At 70.7% G+C, this 15,977-nt stretch carries 13 protein-coding genes and 1 pseudogene; 5 read left to right on the forward strand and 9 right to left on the reverse strand.

The features are described from left to right. Positions 1-133 precede the first annotated feature (133 nt). From WME73_RS07975 to WME73_RS07995, 5 genes are all read right to left on the reverse strand, one after another. Positions 134-418: a hypothetical protein gene (locus tag WME73_RS07975; RefSeq protein ID WP_437915298.1), complete on the reverse strand. Its 285-nt coding sequence runs from the start codon at positions 416-418 to the stop codon at positions 134-136. A gap of 665 nt (positions 419-1,083) precedes the next feature. Next, entirely contained in the window at positions 1,084-2,424 is a 1,341-nt protein-coding gene (locus WME73_RS07980) for a hypothetical protein (protein WP_437915299.1), read from the reverse strand. A gap of 1 nt (position 2,425) precedes the next feature. Next, positions 2,426-3,445 carry a hypothetical protein gene (locus tag WME73_RS07985; RefSeq protein ID WP_437915300.1) on the reverse strand — a complete coding sequence of 340 codons (1,020 nt, stop codon included), beginning with the start codon at positions 3,443-3,445 and terminating at the stop codon, positions 2,426-2,428. 58 nt (positions 3,446-3,503) lie between these two features. Next, positions 3,504-4,997 (reverse strand): protein kinase domain-containing protein, encoded by a 1,494-nt coding sequence (locus WME73_RS07990; protein ID WP_437915301.1) that lies wholly within the window; start codon positions 4,995-4,997, stop codon positions 3,504-3,506. A gap of 234 nt (positions 4,998-5,231) precedes the next feature. Continuing rightward, positions 5,232-6,128 (reverse strand): cupin domain-containing protein, encoded by an 897-nt coding sequence (locus WME73_RS07995; RefSeq protein ID WP_437915302.1) that lies wholly within the window; start codon positions 6,126-6,128, stop codon positions 5,232-5,234. Positions 6,129-6,201: 73 nt separating this feature from the next. Here WME73_RS07995 and WME73_RS08000 point away from each other — a divergent pair, with 73 nt between their 5' ends. Continuing rightward, entirely contained in the window at positions 6,202-6,945 is a 744-nt protein-coding gene (locus WME73_RS08000) for an SDR family oxidoreductase (protein ID WP_437915303.1), read from the forward strand. A gap of 37 nt (positions 6,946-6,982) precedes the next feature. On the opposite strand, the gene WME73_RS08005 is transcribed toward WME73_RS08000, so the two are convergent. The 3 genes from WME73_RS08005 to WME73_RS08015 form a co-directional block, all read right to left on the reverse strand. After that, positions 6,983-7,816 carry a hypothetical protein gene (locus WME73_RS08005; protein WP_437744896.1) on the reverse strand — a complete coding sequence of 278 codons (834 nt, stop codon included), beginning with the start codon at positions 7,814-7,816 and terminating at the stop codon, positions 6,983-6,985. 263 nt (positions 7,817-8,079) lie between these two features. Next, entirely contained in the window at positions 8,080-8,886 is an 807-nt protein-coding gene (otsB, locus tag WME73_RS08010; protein ID WP_437915304.1) for a trehalose-phosphatase, read from the reverse strand. A gap of 124 nt (positions 8,887-9,010) precedes the next feature. After that, the gene (locus WME73_RS08015) at positions 9,011-9,487 is read right to left on the reverse strand and encodes a hypothetical protein (RefSeq protein WP_437744898.1); all 477 of its coding nucleotides are present in this window, start codon (positions 9,485-9,487) and stop codon (positions 9,011-9,013) included. A gap of 417 nt (positions 9,488-9,904) precedes the next feature. On the opposite strand from WME73_RS08015, the pseudogene WME73_RS08020 reads away from it, so the two are divergent. Next, positions 9,905-10,420 (forward strand): annotated as a pseudogene (locus WME73_RS08020) (MFS transporter); the annotation flags it as partial. Positions 10,421-10,660: 240 nt separating this feature from the next. After that, positions 10,661-11,719 (forward strand): ABC transporter substrate-binding protein, encoded by a 1,059-nt coding sequence (locus tag WME73_RS08025; RefSeq protein WP_437917368.1) that lies wholly within the window; start codon positions 10,661-10,663, stop codon positions 11,717-11,719. A gap of 95 nt (positions 11,720-11,814) precedes the next feature. On the opposite strand, the gene WME73_RS08030 is transcribed toward WME73_RS08025, so the two are convergent. Next, on the reverse strand, positions 11,815-12,360 hold the full coding sequence (locus WME73_RS08030) for a response regulator (protein ID WP_437744902.1): 546 nt from the start codon (positions 12,358-12,360) through the stop codon (positions 11,815-11,817). A 24-nt stretch (positions 12,361-12,384) separates the two neighbouring features. On the opposite strand from WME73_RS08030, the gene WME73_RS08035 reads away from it, so the two are divergent. After that, the gene (locus WME73_RS08035) at positions 12,385-13,743 is read left to right on the forward strand and encodes an ATP-binding protein (protein WP_437915305.1); all 1,359 of its coding nucleotides are present in this window, start codon (positions 12,385-12,387) and stop codon (positions 13,741-13,743) included. Between the two features lie 139 nt (positions 13,744-13,882). Next, complete coding sequence (locus tag WME73_RS08040; protein ID WP_437915306.1) at positions 13,883-15,922, forward strand: membrane dipeptidase; 2,040 nt, start codon at positions 13,883-13,885, stop codon at positions 15,920-15,922. The last annotated feature ends 55 nt before the right edge of the window (positions 15,923-15,977 follow it).

The raw sequence follows: 15,977 nt of genomic DNA on the forward strand, positions 1-15,977 counted from the left end.
CGGTGGACACCCCTGATGGCACAAGGAGGCAGGGATGGGACGGAGAACGAGGAGGGCGTTCACGCCCGGGTGCAAGGCGGGGGCGGTCCGGCTGGCGAACGCGGGCACCCGGAGCTCCAGGCGCCCAGCCTGGTCACGGGCGCGCGGTCATGGACGCCGTGCCATCCGGGCCGTCCGGTGCCATCGGGCCGGACGCGGCGCGCTGCAGCTCCAACGTGACGGCCTCGACCAGCGCGGCCGCGAGCAAGACGAGGCGCGACGCCTGATGTCCTTGAGCGAGCAGCTCGCGAACGAGCGACTTTGCCACGATCTTGGTCGCACGCGCGGTGTCCTCGGGGCCTGGCGCCCCGCCGATGGCGTGATCTCGGCCAGTCGCTGCCTGCGATGGCTCGAGCTCGATGTCTTTCGTGTTTGACATGGTGCTCTCCTGCATTCGTGTGCACGCCGGGGTCGGGCTGGTCTCTCGGGCCATCGCTCACTCACCGGCACCTGACTCCTCGGACCTCTGTGCGGGCCTCTTCGTGGCATTAGCAGTCTCCGTGCCCGGCGCGCCTGCGGCCGCGGGCCGCCGTCTCCGCGCGATTGCCTGCGCCGGGCGCATAGGCGAGCGCCGCGCGCGGCGCTCGCCACCATGGTGGCTTGCTCGATCAAGCAAGATGCTGCAAACTGCGCCACGCAGTGGGGGTATCCACCAACCGCTCCTCCGCCGGCAATGGCGCGAGGGCCCTCAGGCAACGCAACACGCGGAGACGGTGCAAGGTTTGCCCACCAGGACCTCCGTGTTATCACTATTTGCAGACATGAATGCATCCGAGAGCGCCACGGAGGTCATCCGACATCACCACGACGGAATCCGTGCTCCTGCCGGCAGCATCGCCCCCGGGATGACTACCCCCGCCCCTCCGCCACCTCGACCGCGCTCTTCCGCCCCACCCGGTACGGCACCTCCATGCGCTCGGCGAGCCGCGCCGCGAACCGCCGCCTGCGAGGTGCTCGCCGTCGAAGCGGAGCGGCTCCTCTCGTACCGCTTCGCCATCGGCAAGCTCGACACCATCATCACGTGGCGCCGCGCCGGTTGGCCCGTCATTGCAGCGTGCAGATGAGCCGCTGACCGCGCACGGAGTAGGCACCGTCGCGTTGCTCGATCCAGGCGATGAGCAGCTTGACGCCGAGCTGCGCTACGGTCGAGCCGAGGATCTGCGCGCTGCTGCCGTCCGGAAGGGAGAAGATGAGCTGGTGGGGGAGCACGCTCTCGCCTGTTCGCGTGAACCAGCCCAGGTTCACGCTCTTTCCAGGCGGCGGCACCAACGTCAAATACACGTTTTCGCCGTCGCTCGCGACGGGGCCCGGGGGGTTGTACTGGTTTACATTCTGGAGCTTGAAGACAGGGGTAAAGCCGGGCGGGGGAACCTGTCCGAGCGACAGGAAGTCCTTCACGACGCCTACCTCCGCCGAGAGGGCGAGCCTCGGCGGAGGAACGAGGTGCACGATCAAGAGCGTGACGCCATCGCCCTCGGGCAGCGGGAACGCCCCGAAGAAAGACTCCACCTCGTCAGGAGACGGGCTGAACTGGATCTGGTGCGCCACGCCGAGATCGGCGCGCGAGGCGCCCGTTCTGAAGAACGCCTCTCCGGTCGCGTTGTCATCCAACAAGAGGAGGTGCTGGCCGTTCGTGACGGTGTAGTAGTGAACGTTGAGCGAGGCATCGGTACGTGGGCCCTGGGCCACCAGGGTCGGCGCAGGCTCGGCCGATCCACCGACGACGAGCGCTCGCGTCGAGCCGCCCGGCGCCGCGCAGGTCGCGGCGTAAAGGGTGTTGTCGCCCGCCTGGACGAACGCCATCGACGTTGCCACGTTGGGGCTCGCGCACTCCGGTGCGAGCGCGGGAAACCGCTGGAACGTCCCCTCGGACGAGACGCCGTCGGCGGTCGTGGGGAAGACGAGCTGCCCGATCTCGTACCCCACCCTGCCCTGAAGGATGACTTGCCCTCCCGATTCGCGGCCGGTGACGAAGGCCGCGCCGTCGGTGAAGGGGAACTCCGTCTTCGACCCGGCTGGCTCTCCGATCTCGTGCACCGTCCCGATCACGAGCCGGCTGGCAATCTTGTCGACGACCGAGACAAATACGCGATCGGGTCCGCTTGCCAGCACGAGCGAGGAGGTGTCGACCTCATGGCCGCCGAGGTCTTCGGAGGTGAGGATGTCGAACGGCTCGAGATCGAGCGCGCACTTCGCCTCGGCCGGCTTGCAGATGCCGTCCTGACAGACGCCGCTCTGGCACTCGGAAGCAACGCTGCACGCTTCGTCGCCGCTGCCTCCTTGGTTCAGCTCCGCGTCGGCGCGCACACCCGCGATGATCTGGCAGCCGGCGACGAGCAATGCGCCCCCGACGATGACGAGCCCCCATGGTCGCGTCGGGCGCATCTCAGAAGCTACCTCGCAGCGACAGCCCCGCTGCTCCCGCCCGGACCGGAGGCTCCAGGCGCACCTCCAGCACCGTCGACGGCACGGCGTCGCTCGACGGCGCGGTCAGGAACACGACCAGGCCCGTGATGAGCGCCGCGCCTCCCGCCGCGAACGCCACGTTGGAGATGTTGGCGGTCGTGTTGGCGTCCTGATGGAGCTTGACCCCCTCGGCGTCACAACGGGGAGGGTCGTCGTTGGTACACCCGTGCTGGCTGCGCGCCTCGCTCACCTTCGAGAGCGTCTCGACACCGAACACAGCGCCTACCGCGATCCCCGCCAAGCTCACCCCGCCCAGCACGAGCCCAACGGTCCGCTGCGCGCTCCACGAGCTCGCCGCGGGCGCGGCGCTCGTGGCCGCGGGCGCGGGCGCTCCCCGCCCTGGCGCGGGCGCGTCCTCGAGCAGAGGGACGCGCACCGTCCTCTGCCCTGGCTTCGGCTCGACGACCACCTTCGCGCTCCATGCCTTCTTGCCAGGCGCCACCGCCGCGATTGCATGCTCGCCCGGATCGACCGGGATCGCCGAGCCGAACATCGCCGCATCGAGCGGCTTCGCGTTGCGCCGCACCTCGAGCCCCTCGACCCGGGCCTCCGGCGCCACCTCGATGACGAGCCTCGAGAGCTGCGGCTCGAGGAGGCCCGCACGCCGCCCCGCTTCCTTCGAGCGCCGCCCGTCGCCCGCTTTGCGCGCCATCGCTTCGGCGTCGTTGAAGGTCGCCCAGGCGCTCGCCGTCGCGCCATTGCGCTCGTAGCAATCCGCCAGGGCGAGCAGCGTCCCGGCCATCGGGTCCAGCTTCTGGCTGGCGGCGAGCTTCGCGCACCCCAGGGCGTAGCTGCCCTGCTTGACGAGCGCGCGCCCCTCGCGGAAGAGCACATCGGCGGCCGCCCGGTCCTCGGCGGTCGGGTCCGCGAGGACGCGCGGCGCGAGCGATAACGACAGGATCAGCGCACCCGCAGCGGTGACACTGCGCTTCACACGCATCGGTCCTGGGCCACGCACCGATCCCAGTATATTGGCACCCCGCGCCGTTGTCCCAGGGTTAGCGACGCTCGTCGTACGAGAACGCCGGCTCGGGCTTCGGGGTGAGAAGGTCCTTGGCCGGGGGCTTCGCCCGCAGGGAGGGCTTCGTCGCCTTCAGCGTGGCCGTCGTCGCCGGCGAAGGCGAGGTGGGCTCCGCCTGCGCTTTCGCGCTCGCGTCGGGAGAGGCGGGCGCGGAGCGGGGAGCTTGAGGTTCGACGGGCGCAGACGGGGCCGCGTTCAACGCCCCGAAGGAGGCCGCCGGCGGGCCTGTCGGTGCCGGGGATCGCGCCCCCTCCTGCCGCCCCCCCTCCTGCCGCCCCCCCTCCTGCCGCCCCCCCTCCTGCCGCCCCCCCCAGGCGATCACCGCCAGCGCAGCGCCCGCGAAGAACGCACCGCCGAGGAGAAGGGGAGCCCAATAGCGCGGCTTCGACAGCAGCACCTCGAAGGCCGATAGGGCGCCATAGCGCCAGGACGCGGTAGGCGCTGTGTCCGCCATGGCATCCGGCGGGCGCGGCGCGATCGACCCTGCTGCCCCGGCGCTGGCCGGCGGCGAGGAGGCCGCCACGCGCCGCGGCTCCGGCGCGTCTCTGGCTCCCGGCGAAGACGACCGCGACATGTTGAGCACCCGCCAAACCCGCTCCGGATAGCCCCGCGCTCGCAGGGGCGCGTGAGGCGCGAGGGCGCCGGCGAACGCTGCCACGTCGTTCCAGCGCTGCTCGCGCTCGTGCATCATGCACCGCTGGATCACCGCGTCGATCTCCGGGGGCACGTCGCTCCGGCGCTCGTGGAGCGGCGTAGGCTTCGCCGCGAGCATGCGCCCATAGAACTCCGCCAAGGTCTCCGCGTGAAACGGCGTCTGCCCGGCGATGAGCTCATACAAGAGGACGCCGAGCGCCCAGAGGTCGCTGCGCGCATCGACATCCTTCGGCGAGCTCATCTGCTCGGGCGACATGTAGTAGGGGGTGCCGAGCTGCTCGTCGTCTTCTGTGAGGGCGAGCTCCGCCCCGCTGATCTTCGAGATCCCGAAGTCGAGGACCTTGATGCACGGCGCGCCGCTGACGTCCTCCGTGACGAAGAGGTTCGCCGGCTTCAGGTCGCGGTGCACAATCCCGGCGGCGTGCGCCTCGCCGACGGCTTCACACGTCTGGAGAACGTACTCCACGGCGTCGTCGAGCGAGAGACACCCACTCTCCTTGAGCAACGCGGCGAGATCACGCCCTTCGAGGAATTCCATGACGATGTACGGCGCGCCGCTTTCGAGCGTGCCGACGTCGAACACGCGGGCGACGTGCTGGCTGCGCAGCCGTACCGCCGCGCGCGCCTCGCGCAAGAAGCGCGCGCGCGCGTCGGCGGAGACGTGGTGGGCCGAGCGCATGAATTTGACGGCGACGCGCTGGCCGAGCTCGACGTGGACCGCCGCAATGACGACCCCCACGGCCCCTGCGCCGAGCAGACGCTCCACGCGGTACTTGCCCGCCACGACGTCGCCGGGCCGGACCGGGGCGTTGATCATGGCTTGCCATGTGGTCTCAGCGGCTCCGGGAGGTCAAGCGTCGCTTGATGGGCTCGCGCGCGTGCCGCCGCGCTATCCCTATAAAGCTCGCTGGCGACTCCCGGTAGGTCCAGCGCCGGCCGCCTGAGCCCGTGTCACGTCCGCTGGGAAGCTCGTCGTGAAATGAAATCGCCCGGACGCTCTGGCCCGTGAGGAGACAGGAGATCCTTCGGCGAAGCTCACTGCCCTCACCGACTACCCCGCGCGCGCGTAGCGACCCGGAGGCTGGCCCACGTGGCGGCTGAACGCGGTGCTGAAGGTGCTCGCCGAGCCGTAGCCGACGCGCTCGGCGACCTCGGCGATCCCGAGATCGTGCCGGCGGAGCAGATCCCTCGCGACGGCCATGCGCCAGGCGAGCAGGTATTCCATGGGCGGCATGCCCACGGTGCGGGTGAAGCGCTCGAAGAACGCCGAGCGCGAAAGGGCCGCGGTCTTGGCGAGCTGGGCGACCGTCCACGAGCGCGTGAGCTGAGCGTGCATCTGCCGTATCGCCGGCGCGAGCCGCGGATCGGCCAGCCCGCGCAGGAGCCCCGGAGGCGCGTCCTCAGCCGAGGTCGACCTCAGCGCTTCGATGAGCAGCACCTCCACGAGCCGCGTGAGCACGAGATCGCGCCCCGATCGCTGCTCGTTGGATTCGTCGCCCACGAGCCGCACCAGCACGGAGAGGCGCTCGACGCCGCGCACGTGCAGCAGCGCTGGCAGCAGCGACACGAACAGCGCCGCGTCAGGCGAGTCGAAGAGGAAGTAGCCGCCGAGCAGCCGCACGTCCGGGCGTCCACCGCGCGTGCCGTGGCGGACTTCACCCGTCGGCGCGGGCGTCACCTTCGGGTCGATGCGCTCTGGCCTCACCGGCTCGAAGCCCGACAGGGTGAACCCCGGCGTCGCCGGCAGGAGCACGAAGTCGCCCGCCTCGAGCGTCAGGGCACGCTCGCCGTCGACGGCGAGACGACAGCTGCCCTCCAGCACGGCGCAGAAGCTCGGCTGGCCGAAGTCCGCGTAGCGGACCCCCCAGCGACCGGCGCCGCTGATGCGCTTCGAGAACACGGCGCGCGGCTGGAGCAGCGCGATGACCTCCGAGAGAGGGTCGTTCATGTCCGGACTCTAGCAAACGAAACGTGGACTACCAATGGTAGATGGTCCAGCGCGCCGCCGCTATCTTCCCTTCATGAACACTGTGCTCATCACGGGTTGCTCCTCGGGATATGGACTCGAAACCGCGCGCCACTTCCACGCGCAGGGCTGGAACGTCGTCGCCACCATGAGAACGCCGCGCGAGGACGTGCTGCCTCGGTCGGACCGGCTGCGCGTGGTCGCGCTCGACGTGACGAAGCCCGAGAGCATCGCGGCTGCGCTCGAGGCGAGCGGGCCCATCGACGTTCTCGTCAACAACGCTGGCATCGGGCTCATGGGCGCCTTCGAGGCCACGCCGATGAGCACGGTGCGCGAGGTGTTCGAGACCAACACGTTTGGCGTGATGGCGATGACGCAGGCCGTGCTGCCCCAGCTCCGCGCGCGGCGATCGGGCGTGGTGGTGAACGTGACGTCGAGCGCGACGCTCGCGCCGATGCCGCTGGTCGCCGTCTACACCGCGAGCAAGATGGCCATCGAAGGGTTCACCGCGTCGCTCGCGTTCGAGCTCGAGGCCTTCGGCGTGCGCGTGAAGCTCGTCGAGCCGGGCTACGGCCCGACGACGCGCTTCACGAGCAACGGGGGATCCCGCATGGAAGGCCTGATTCCCGACGCCTACGCGCCTCTCGCACAGCGCATCTTCGCCTCCTTCGGGCAGCCGGCCCTGGTGACGAGCGAGTCCGACGTGGCCGAAGGGGTGTGGCGCGCCGCGAACGACGTGTCGGGGCAGCTCCGTTTCCCGGCCGGTCCCGACGCGGTGGCGCTGGCCCTGGCCAGATGAGCGACGCCATGGGGCACTGGGGCTGGTCGCCCGCGGTTCATTCGTTCGTGAACTCGCCGCAGCGGCCGCTCCCGCGGCAGACGCCGCTCGCGCAGCTCTCGTGTCGATGACACCGCCGGCCGGGCGCCAGCTTGCAAGCGCCCGCGCCATCGCAGACCTTGTCGTCCAGCTCGCAGTCCGGCTCGTCCTCGACTCCGGGGCCGAGGGGCGAGCACGTGCCGATCGACCGCTCGACGTTGCAGGCCATGCAGGTCTCGTCGCAAGCGGTGTCGCAGCAGACGCCGTCGACGCATTTCCAGCTCGCGCAATCCCTCGGCCCGCCGCACGCCCGGCCGTTCGCGCCCCTGCACGCGCCCGCTGCGTCGCAGGCGCGGCCCTGGCCGCACGGCGAGCCTGCAGCCACGACGTGCGTGGCGACCCCGCGTTGACACCCGTCGCTCGTGCATGGGTCGCCGTCGTCTTCCGCGTCGGCGCCGTCCGGCGCAGGATACGGCTGTCCCGCAGCGCAGGTGAGGATCTGGCAGTCGCCCGCGATCTGCCCGGACGGCAGGGCCGGCACGCCGTCGAGCGGGACGTTGACGCACGCGCCTGCGGTGCACGCGTCCGCGGTGCATGGATTGTCATCGTCGCAGTCGGTCGCCTGCGTCTCGGCCGCGCACGCAGGGGCCTCTCCGTCCCAGCCAGCGCCGGGGTCACCCGCCCCGACCCCGTGATCCCCGCCGCTGCCGGCGCCCGCGCCGCCGGACCCCTGGAAGCTGCGGGCCTTGGGCGAACAGCCCGCCAGCGCGACGACGAGGCACAGCGGCACCGATGTCGCCTGCACGCGGCTCGTGCGGCGGAGCGGAAGTGCTGAGATGTGAAATGTCCACATGCGCCGAACTCTACTGTCGGTCCAGCTCACCCGCTAATCAGACTTCTTCCTTCGAGCGGCCATGGACGAACGGCGCGCTCGGTTTGCTGGCGGCGGAGCTCGCAGCTGGGATTCCGCTCCGTTCGAGGCGCGTCACCGCCGTCCGGCTCACCACCCCACCGCATCTGCCCGCCGTACACCCGTGTCGCGCGCGCCGCGCACGCAACACCGCTTCTCCTGATCTTCTCTCTGACGTACAAGAACGGAGAACTTGAGTACGGCCCTCAGACGAGGCGCGGCGCCTCGCCGATCTCGCCGCCGCGCCGCGCCGCGAGCGCCTCGAGGAGCGCGATCCACGCCCCGGGCCCATCGAGCGTCAGGTCGGGCTCGACCGCGGTGTCCGGCCGCTCGGACGAGGCGATGTAGACGCCCACGCCGCCGATCGCCCGGGCATGGGCGATCGCCGGCTCGTCGGTCGTGTCGTCGCCCGCATAGACCACCAGCGTCCCCGGCGGCAGCCGCGCCAGCAGGAACGCGAGGGCGCGGCCCTTGTCGTGCGCGGCGTCCCGGGCCTCGTGGATGCTGCGCCCCCTCATGACCACGAACCCCTTCCGCGCCGCCGCGGCCGCCCACGCCCCGAGCGCGTCGAACGCCGCCGGCCGGGCCTCCGCCGGGACGAGCCGCCAGTGGAGCGCGATCGAGCAGCGCTTGCGCTCGACCCACAGCGCAGGGACCCGCCGCACCGCCTCGTCCGCCTCGCGCTCCAGCGCGTTGAGCGCCTCGGTCGGCGACTCCGCCCGGTACACGAGCTCCCCGTCCGGCGTCGCGATCTCCGCCCCGTGCTCGCCCACGCGCCACGCCGCGCCGACCGCCGCGGTGCGCGCCGCGACGTCCTGGATCGTCCTCCCCGTGACGATCGCCACGGTCGTGCCCGGCGCCCGCGAGAGCGCTTCCAGCGCCCCGAGGGCGCCCGGCGCCGCCACCGCCCCGCCCGAGACCGCGGTGATCTCGGAGATGGTCCCGTCGAAGTCCGTCGCGAGCAGCAATGATGGCGCGGCCGCCGCGCGCTCGACCAATTCAAGAACGTCCATGCTGCACCAGATCTACCACTGGGCAGGCCGGGAGCACGATGGCAAAGCCGGCGCGACCGGGAGCGACCCGGTGGCCGGCTTTGCTGCTCCACGACGGACAGGTCGCCGCCGCGCGCCGCGCGCGTCAGAACCGGATGATCACCTCGTGGACGCGGCGCCCCTCGGTCTTGCCCTCGGTGGCCTCCGCGGGCGCGGCGTCGCCCGCGGGCGACCCCTCCGCGGCGGCTGCCGGCTCGTCCGTCTTGCACTCGTACTTCACGCGCCACTCGGTCTTCTGCACCGTCTGCGTGCTCTCCTGCTTCCGCTTCTTCGGCCCGAAGAAATCCTTCTCGCGGCGCTCGCTGGACTCCGACACGGACTCTTCCCCGACCACGGTCTCGCCCTCTTCGACGATCTCGTAGCTCTCGGGTCCGCCGCAGGTCGTGGCCATCGTCTGGCTCGCCTTCTGCATGGCCACCTCGCGATCGCCCAGGATCGCGAGCTCGCCGCCGACCTTCGTCCGCCTCACGACGCGGACCTCGCCATACGGCTGCCACGAGCACGCGGCCGTGGAACAGAGCGCGCACGCGGTGATCAATGCATGAATCGCAGAGAATTTCATGCCTTGCACCAGTACCACCCTCGAAATGACGAGGGCAACAACAAAGCGCGGGCGGTTCCGTGCAAAACCTGCTATCGGCGGCGCGCGCGTGCCTGGTCGGTTGGTCGGTTGGTCGGTTGGTCGCTTGGCCGGTTGATCGCGTCGCGCCGTCGTAGCGGTCCAGCGTTGCGTGGTCGCTCGAGCGCGCGCCTGCTCGCGCCGGGGCACCGGATCACCACCCGCTGCTGCCACGGCAGCAGCGAGGGAGCTCCCGGCCCCGCGTTCCGGCCCGCTCCGGCGCGGCATGGGGGTTGCTGACCGCGGGTGTTCGCCGGCGCGGATCAACAGGCTTGATCCGCGCCGTGCACCGAGGTCCAACTGCGCTCCTTCATCGACAAGAACCGCTTCCTGCTGGTGTTCGCGGCGCTGTCCTCGGTCATGGGCCTCAGCGTCGGCGTGGCCAAGGTGAGCACGACGCTGTATGCGCTGGAGCTCGGGGCGAACGAGGCGCTGCTCGGGCTGATCTCCGGATCGCAGAGCGTCGGGGTGCTCCTGATGAGCATCCCCATCGGGCTCCTCGTGGATCACCTCGGGCCCTCGCGGCTGTTCGTGCTGGGGAGCCTCGTGGCCGGGTCCCTCTACATGGCCTTGCCGGCGGTCCCGTCTCCGGTGTTCCTGCTGGCCTTCACGACGGCGATCAGCTTCTTCATGCCGATGCGCTTCGTCTCGATGAGCACCGTGTTCATGAAGCAGCTCGAGACGGTGGGCGAGGGCAAGGCCGGCTGGTACCGCGGCACGCATATGGTCGGCATGTTCCTGCTCGGCCCCATGCTCGCGGCCAGCCTCACGAAGGCGCTCGGCTTCTCGGGCACGTACCGGCTCATCGGGCTCTCGTTCCTGATCACCGTGCTCATGTCGCCGATCGTCTTCGGCCCTTACACGGCGCGGTCTGCGCACCCTCGAGCGCTCCGCCTCTCCGGCGTCCGCTCCGACCTCGCCCTGCTCGCGCAGTCGGCAGCACCGTGGGCGGCCTCCTGGGCCGGAGCCTGGGGCTCCAAACGATGTTCCTGCTCCTGTCCGTGTTCTTCGGCCTGCTCCTCGCCGTGGCGCGCAGGACGTCCAGCGCGGCGGCGGCGAGCCCCGCGCCCGCCGAGCCCGCCGCCGCCGAGTAACGGCCGAGGAGAGACAACCACCATGCGAGAGCTCGACAAGCCATCTTCGATCGCCGCGACACGCCGCAGGCTCGCGGCGGCCCTCTGCGCCGCGCTCGCGCTCGCGGCCTGCTCGAAGGGAGGCCCCGGCAACGGCGACGGCGCCTCCGGCGACTACGAGGTGCAGGAGCTGCGCTATCAGGGGTTCTCGGGCATGGTCTCGGTGCCCGAGCTGGCGGAGGATCTGGGGTACCTCGCCCCGATCAAGCTGAGCTACGTCGGCAACACGATCAGCGGGCCGCAGGACATCCAGACCGTGGTCACCGGAGACACCGATCTCGGGCAGGCGTTCAACGGCGCGGTGATCAAGCTGATCGCCGCCGGCGCGCCGCTCCGGGCGGTGGTGGGCGGCTACGGGATCGACGCGAAGCGGTGGAGCGGCTTCTACGTGACCGAGGACAGCCCCATCCAGGCGGCGCGGGACCTGATCGGCAAGAAGGTCGCGATGAACACGCTGGGCGCGCACCACGAGCTGATGCTGAAAGAGTACCTGTCGCGGCAGGGGCTCACGAGCGCCGAGATCGCGCAGGTCACGCTGGTGGTGCTGCCGCCGGTGAGCGCGGAGCAGGCGCTTCGACAGAGGCAGGTGGAGGTCGCCGTCCTCGGCGACATCCTGCGCGACAAGGCGCTGGAGCGCGGCGGCGTCCGGGCGCTGTTCTCGGATCACGAGCTGTTCGGCGAGCTCACCGCCGGCAGCTACGTGCTGAGCAAGCGATTCTTGAAGGAGAGCCCGAACAGCGCCCGCAAGTTCGTGGAGGCCGCGGCGCGCGCCATCGAGTGGGCCCGGAGCACGCCGCGCGAGGAGGTGGTGGCCCGCTTGCAGCGCATCATCGAGCGGCGGGGCCGCAACGAGGACGCGTCGCTGGTGAAGTACTGGACCAGCCTGGGCGTCGCCGGCAAAGGCGGGCTCCTGTCGGCCGGGGAATACCAGATCTGGATCGACTGGCTGGTGAAGGACGGCGACCTCAAGGCGGGGCAGATCAAGGCCGAGGACCTGTTCACGAACGAGCTCAACCCGTTCGCGGCGACACAGGGGAAGTGACGGCGCCGGCCCCGGCGCGTCCCGCTCGCCACCGCTTGCGGTAGAGGAGGAATTTGCCGTGGTTCACGGCCCGTGCGCGGTGGCGCTGGCCTCTCCTACGATCGCCGCCGGAGGATGTGCTGGAGCAGCTGGCGCGAGACGTTCAGGAGCTTTGCCGCCTTCCGGCGGTTTCCTCCGGCGCGCGCGAGCGCCTCGTCGACCATGACGGTGCGCACCTGCTCCTCGACGTCCTGGATCGACGCCCGCCCCACCGCCGCGCGCACCTGAGGCCGGAGATCGGGCGGCCGGCTCAGCGCGTCGTCGATCGTGCGCTCCAGCTCCTCGAGGCGCAGCGGCTTCGCCAGGAACGAGCGCACGCCCATCTGGGCGAGCCGGAACGAGACGGCCGGGCTCGCCGAGCCGCTGATGGCCACGATCGTCGGCGCGACAGCGCAGGTCATGGCCCGCTCCACGACGTCGACGGCGTTCCCGTCCGGGAGCATCACGTCGGCGATGATCCCTTGAAACGCCCCGCCTGCGAGCGCGCTGTGCGCCTCGGCCACCGACGCGCACGCGACGACCTCGGCGCCGCGCGCCTCGAGCGCCTCGCGCAGCGCGCGCCTGAGCCTCGCGTCATCCTCCACGACCAGCCAGCGTAGCATCGTGTGGTAGCATGCCCCCGGTTCATGGGGGCGCATAGTCTCAAGCGGGCGGAGCTGGCCAGCCTCCCGGCGCCGTCGGCGCCGTCGGCGCCGTCGGCGCCGTCGACTGGCGCGCAGCTCGACGCCCTCATCACGCGCGAGGCGCTGCGGGGTGAGCGCACCGCCTCGATCGCGCGGAGCGTCTTCTGCGCGGCCCTCCTCGCGCGGTTCCTCGCCGTCGGGGGCTTGACGCCGTCAGGCTCTCACGCGCGCTCGCTCATCGAGGTTCCGCTGCTCCTCGGCGCGGTTGCCGCCTCGCTGTACGTGTGGTGGAGGAGCCGGAGGACCGATGCCCCTCCTCACCTGATCCTCGTCTCGGTCGGCCTCGACGCGCTCCTGTGCTTTCTGGCGCTGCTGCCGAACGTGCTCTGGCCCTGGGACGGTTACCCGGGAATCTTGCACCTGCCCGATATGGCCGCGCTCCTGATCCCGGTGTCCGTGAGCGCGTTCCGGCTCGTCCGCCGGGCGGTGCTCCTCGCGACGGCGGCGAACGCGCTCTCCGCGCTCGTGCTCATCGTGCTCGACCGCGCGCTGAACGGCGGCCAACACGGCGACTTCTGGGCGCCGGCGTCGCTGTTCTTCCTCCTGCTCCTGACGGCCGCCAGCGCGGCGCTCCTCGCCACGATGCGCACGGTCCGCGTCGTCGAGCTCGGGGCGCGTTCCACGCTGCGCGCCGAGCGCGCGCAGCGGAACCTGAGCGTCATGCTGCACGAACACCACGACGTGAAGACCTCGCTCTCGGCCGCCCTCATCGACACCGATCTCCTCCGGCGCGAGCTCCTTCGGGTCGAGTCCGCGAGCGCCGAGCGCATGTTGCGGAAGCTGGAGCAGCTCCGCGAGAGCGTCGAGGATGTCGCCTCGACCATGGGGCACATCCGCGATCGGACGATACGCGAGCTCGACGCGCTGCGCGCGACGGCCCCCGCCGAGATCGGCGAGGCGACCCGCGGCGCGCTCCGGGTCGTCCGGCGGCGCTACCAGGCGGTGAAGGTCGACGTCACCGATCGCGCGGAGCGCACCGCGGTCCTGTTCGCTGGGGGGCACGACGTGCTGGAGCGAGTGCTCCTCAACCTCCTCGTCAACGCGTGCGAGGGGACGGGCGAGCGCGGGGCGTCCAGCGTGACGCTGGACGCGCGCCCGCTGGGCGGCGGACGGGTGGCCATCGAGGTGAAGGACGACGGCCCCGGGTTCCACGACACGCCGAGCCTGAAGCCGGGCGGGTCCGGACAGGGGCTCGGCTTCGTGGCCGGCATGGTGGAATCGAGCGGTGGGCTCGTCCTGCGCGCCAACCTCCCGGAAGGCGGCGCCAAGGTCACGATCGAGCTGCTCGAAGCGCCTGTGTGACGACGGAGCGCGCGGCGCGCGGACAGGGTGGCAAGAAAATTTGCCCTCATCGCGCCACTGGCCATGCGGTACCACTCGGTGGCGAAGTGGGTACTCGCATGGACTCCGTCGCTCGCAAACCTCGGAAGGATAACTTGGCATGAAGAAAACAAGCCCATTGACAGGTCCTGCGCTTGCTCCAACCTGGATTGCGATCGCCGCGGCCGCGGTGACGTCCGCGGCCCCCGGCCCCGTGAGCGCGCAGGCGCGGCGTTCGCCGATCTTCGATTCCGCGCTGAACGCTCCCGGCCGACCGCTGCGCGGGTTCGCCGATCTCCACACCCACCCGATGGCGCACCTCGGCTTCGGCGGGCACGTGCTCCACGGCGCTCCCGACGTCGACGTGCTCATGGCGCCGGGGACCATCTACGATCCCAGCGGTCAAGGCGTGTCAGGCGCCACGTGCAATGCGTCGGCGCGGCGCGCCGCCAGCGTCGCGGAGGCGCTGGGAACCAGCTACAGCACCCACCGGGGTCACGATTTCCTAACGAACAAGTGCGGGAATCATGTCCGCCAGATCGTGCTCGGGGAAATGGCGAAATCCCACGGCATCCGCTCGTTCGAGGTCGAGCGCCCCGTGGGCTATCCGACGTTCGCGCACTTCCCGGCGCATAACGATATCCTGCACCAGCAGATGTGGGTCGACTGGATCCGCCGCGCGAAGGAGGGTGGCCTCCGGGTGATGGTCGCGCTGGCCGTCAACAGCCGCACGCTCGCCCACGGCATCGAGGCAAACCCGCCCGTCGACGACAGGGCGTCGGGCAATCTCCAGATCGAAGAGCTCGTCCGCTTCGTCGGCAAGCACGACGCGTGGATGGAGATCGCGCGTTCATCCGCCGATCTCCGGCGCATCGTGGAGAAGAACAAGCTCGCGGTGATCGTCGGTGTCGAGCTGGACGACATCGGCAACTTCGTGTGGAACAGAGCGTCGCCCACGGAGGCCCAGATCCGCGCGGAGATCAAGCGCCTCCACGTCCTCGGCGTGCGCTACGTGTTCCCGGTCCACCTCACCGACAACCTGTTCGGCGGGACCGCCGCCTACGAGGACGAGGTAGCGCGCGCCAACCGCTTCCAGACGGGGAAATGGTGGGACCTCGAGTGCTCCCGCGGAGAGGGCATCACGAAGCAGATCCAGTCGGGGAACGACCTCTTCAAGCTGATGAAGCTCGGCGACGCCGGCGGTCACATCCCGCTCCCGAGCTGCCAGCCGGGGGAAGGCCACAAGAACCGGCTGGGGCTCCTGCCCATGGGCCGCGTCGCCCTCAACGAGATGATGAGGCTCGGGATGGTCATCGACATCGATCACATGTCGCAGAGGATGGTGAGCGACGTGCTCGCATTCACCCGAACGACGCCCGGCGGCGCGTATCCGCTCGTCTCGGGGCACAACGGGCTCCGCGGCTCGAGCGGCAACGAGAACGGCCGGACCAACGCCCAGTACACGGAGCTCGCCGCGCGCGGCGGGCTCGCGGGCGTCGGCTTCGGCGACTCCGATGCACGGACCTTCCTGCGGAACGCGGCCGCCGTGGCGGCGATCACGTCAGGCGGCAAGCCGCTTCAGATCACCCTCGGCTCGGACATCAACGGGATGGTCGTCATGCCGCGCTCTCCCGAGTGCCAGGCGCCCCGGGACCAGGTGGTGACGGTGCCAGGCGACGCCTGGAACCACCCGCCCGCGCAGCTCCGGTGCACAGGGGCCGAGATCGACGTGCGCTCCGCGCGCATCGGCTGCCTCGACATCCAGACCAGCGGAAACCTGACGGGCCTCGTCGGCCGCGCCTGCAACGACAAGACGTCCTGCTCTTACAAGGCGCCGACTCCGGACGAATACAGCCGCGCCGGCGTCCAGGCCGCGACGCGCGCGTTCTGTACGCAGGCCATGGAGATCGTGTACCGGTGCGTCGATCCGGCGGCCGAGGCGTGCGTCGATTACTCGAGCTTCCCCAGGGCCCGGATGGGGAGCCGCTCGTGGGATTACAACGAGGAGGGGGTCGTTCACATCGGGCTCTTCCCGGATTTCCTCAAGCACGTCGAGGCGCTTCCGGGCGGAGAGCAGCTCATCGACCGGCTCTACGGCGGAGCCGAAGGCTTCGCGCAGATGTGGGCGAAGGCCGAGACGGTCGGCCGCTCCGTCCCCTGATCCGCGCACGTCCGTCCCGGGGTTGTGGGACCCGACCCGGGTTGGCCCTGCGCGG

The organism is Sorangium sp. So ce302, assembly GCF_051530145.1.
Lineage (GTDB): Bacteria > Myxococcota_A > Polyangia > Polyangiales > Polyangiaceae > Sorangium > Sorangium cellulosum_B.

Bases quoted from the DNA above. Each gene is read 5' to 3' on its own strand.
- WME73_RS07975 (WP_437915298.1), bottom strand. From the start codon at position 418: ATGTCAAACACGAAAGACATCGAGCTCGAGCCATCGCAGGCAGCGACT.
- WME73_RS07980 (WP_437915299.1), bottom strand. From the start codon at position 2,424: ATGCGCCCGACGCGACCATGGGGGCTCGTCATCGTCGGGGGCGCATTG.
- WME73_RS07985 (WP_437915300.1), bottom strand. From the start codon at position 3,445: ATGCGTGTGAAGCGCAGTGTCACCGCTGCGGGTGCGCTGATCCTGTCG.
- WME73_RS07990 (WP_437915301.1), bottom strand. From the start codon at position 4,997: ATGATCAACGCCCCGGTCCGGCCCGGCGACGTCGTGGCGGGCAAGTAC.
- WME73_RS07995 (WP_437915302.1), bottom strand. From the start codon at position 6,128: ATGAACGACCCTCTCTCGGAGGTCATCGCGCTGCTCCAGCCGCGCGCC.
- WME73_RS08000 (WP_437915303.1), top strand. From the start codon at position 6,202: ATGAACACTGTGCTCATCACGGGTTGCTCCTCGGGATATGGACTCGAA.
- WME73_RS08005 (WP_437744896.1), bottom strand. From the start codon at position 7,816: ATGTGGACATTTCACATCTCAGCACTTCCGCTCCGCCGCACGAGCCGC.
- otsB (WP_437915304.1), bottom strand. From the start codon at position 8,886: ATGGACGTTCTTGAATTGGTCGAGCGCGCGGCGGCCGCGCCATCATTG.
- WME73_RS08015 (WP_437744898.1), bottom strand. From the start codon at position 9,487: ATGAAATTCTCTGCGATTCATGCATTGATCACCGCGTGCGCGCTCTGT.
- WME73_RS08025 (WP_437917368.1), top strand. From the start codon at position 10,661: ATGCGAGAGCTCGACAAGCCATCTTCGATCGCCGCGACACGCCGCAGG.
- WME73_RS08030 (WP_437744902.1), bottom strand. From the start codon at position 12,360: ATGCTACGCTGGCTGGTCGTGGAGGATGACGCGAGGCTCAGGCGCGCG.
- WME73_RS08035 (WP_437915305.1), top strand. From the start codon at position 12,385: ATGGGGGCGCATAGTCTCAAGCGGGCGGAGCTGGCCAGCCTCCCGGCG.
- WME73_RS08040 (WP_437915306.1), top strand. From the start codon at position 13,883: ATGAAGAAAACAAGCCCATTGACAGGTCCTGCGCTTGCTCCAACCTGG.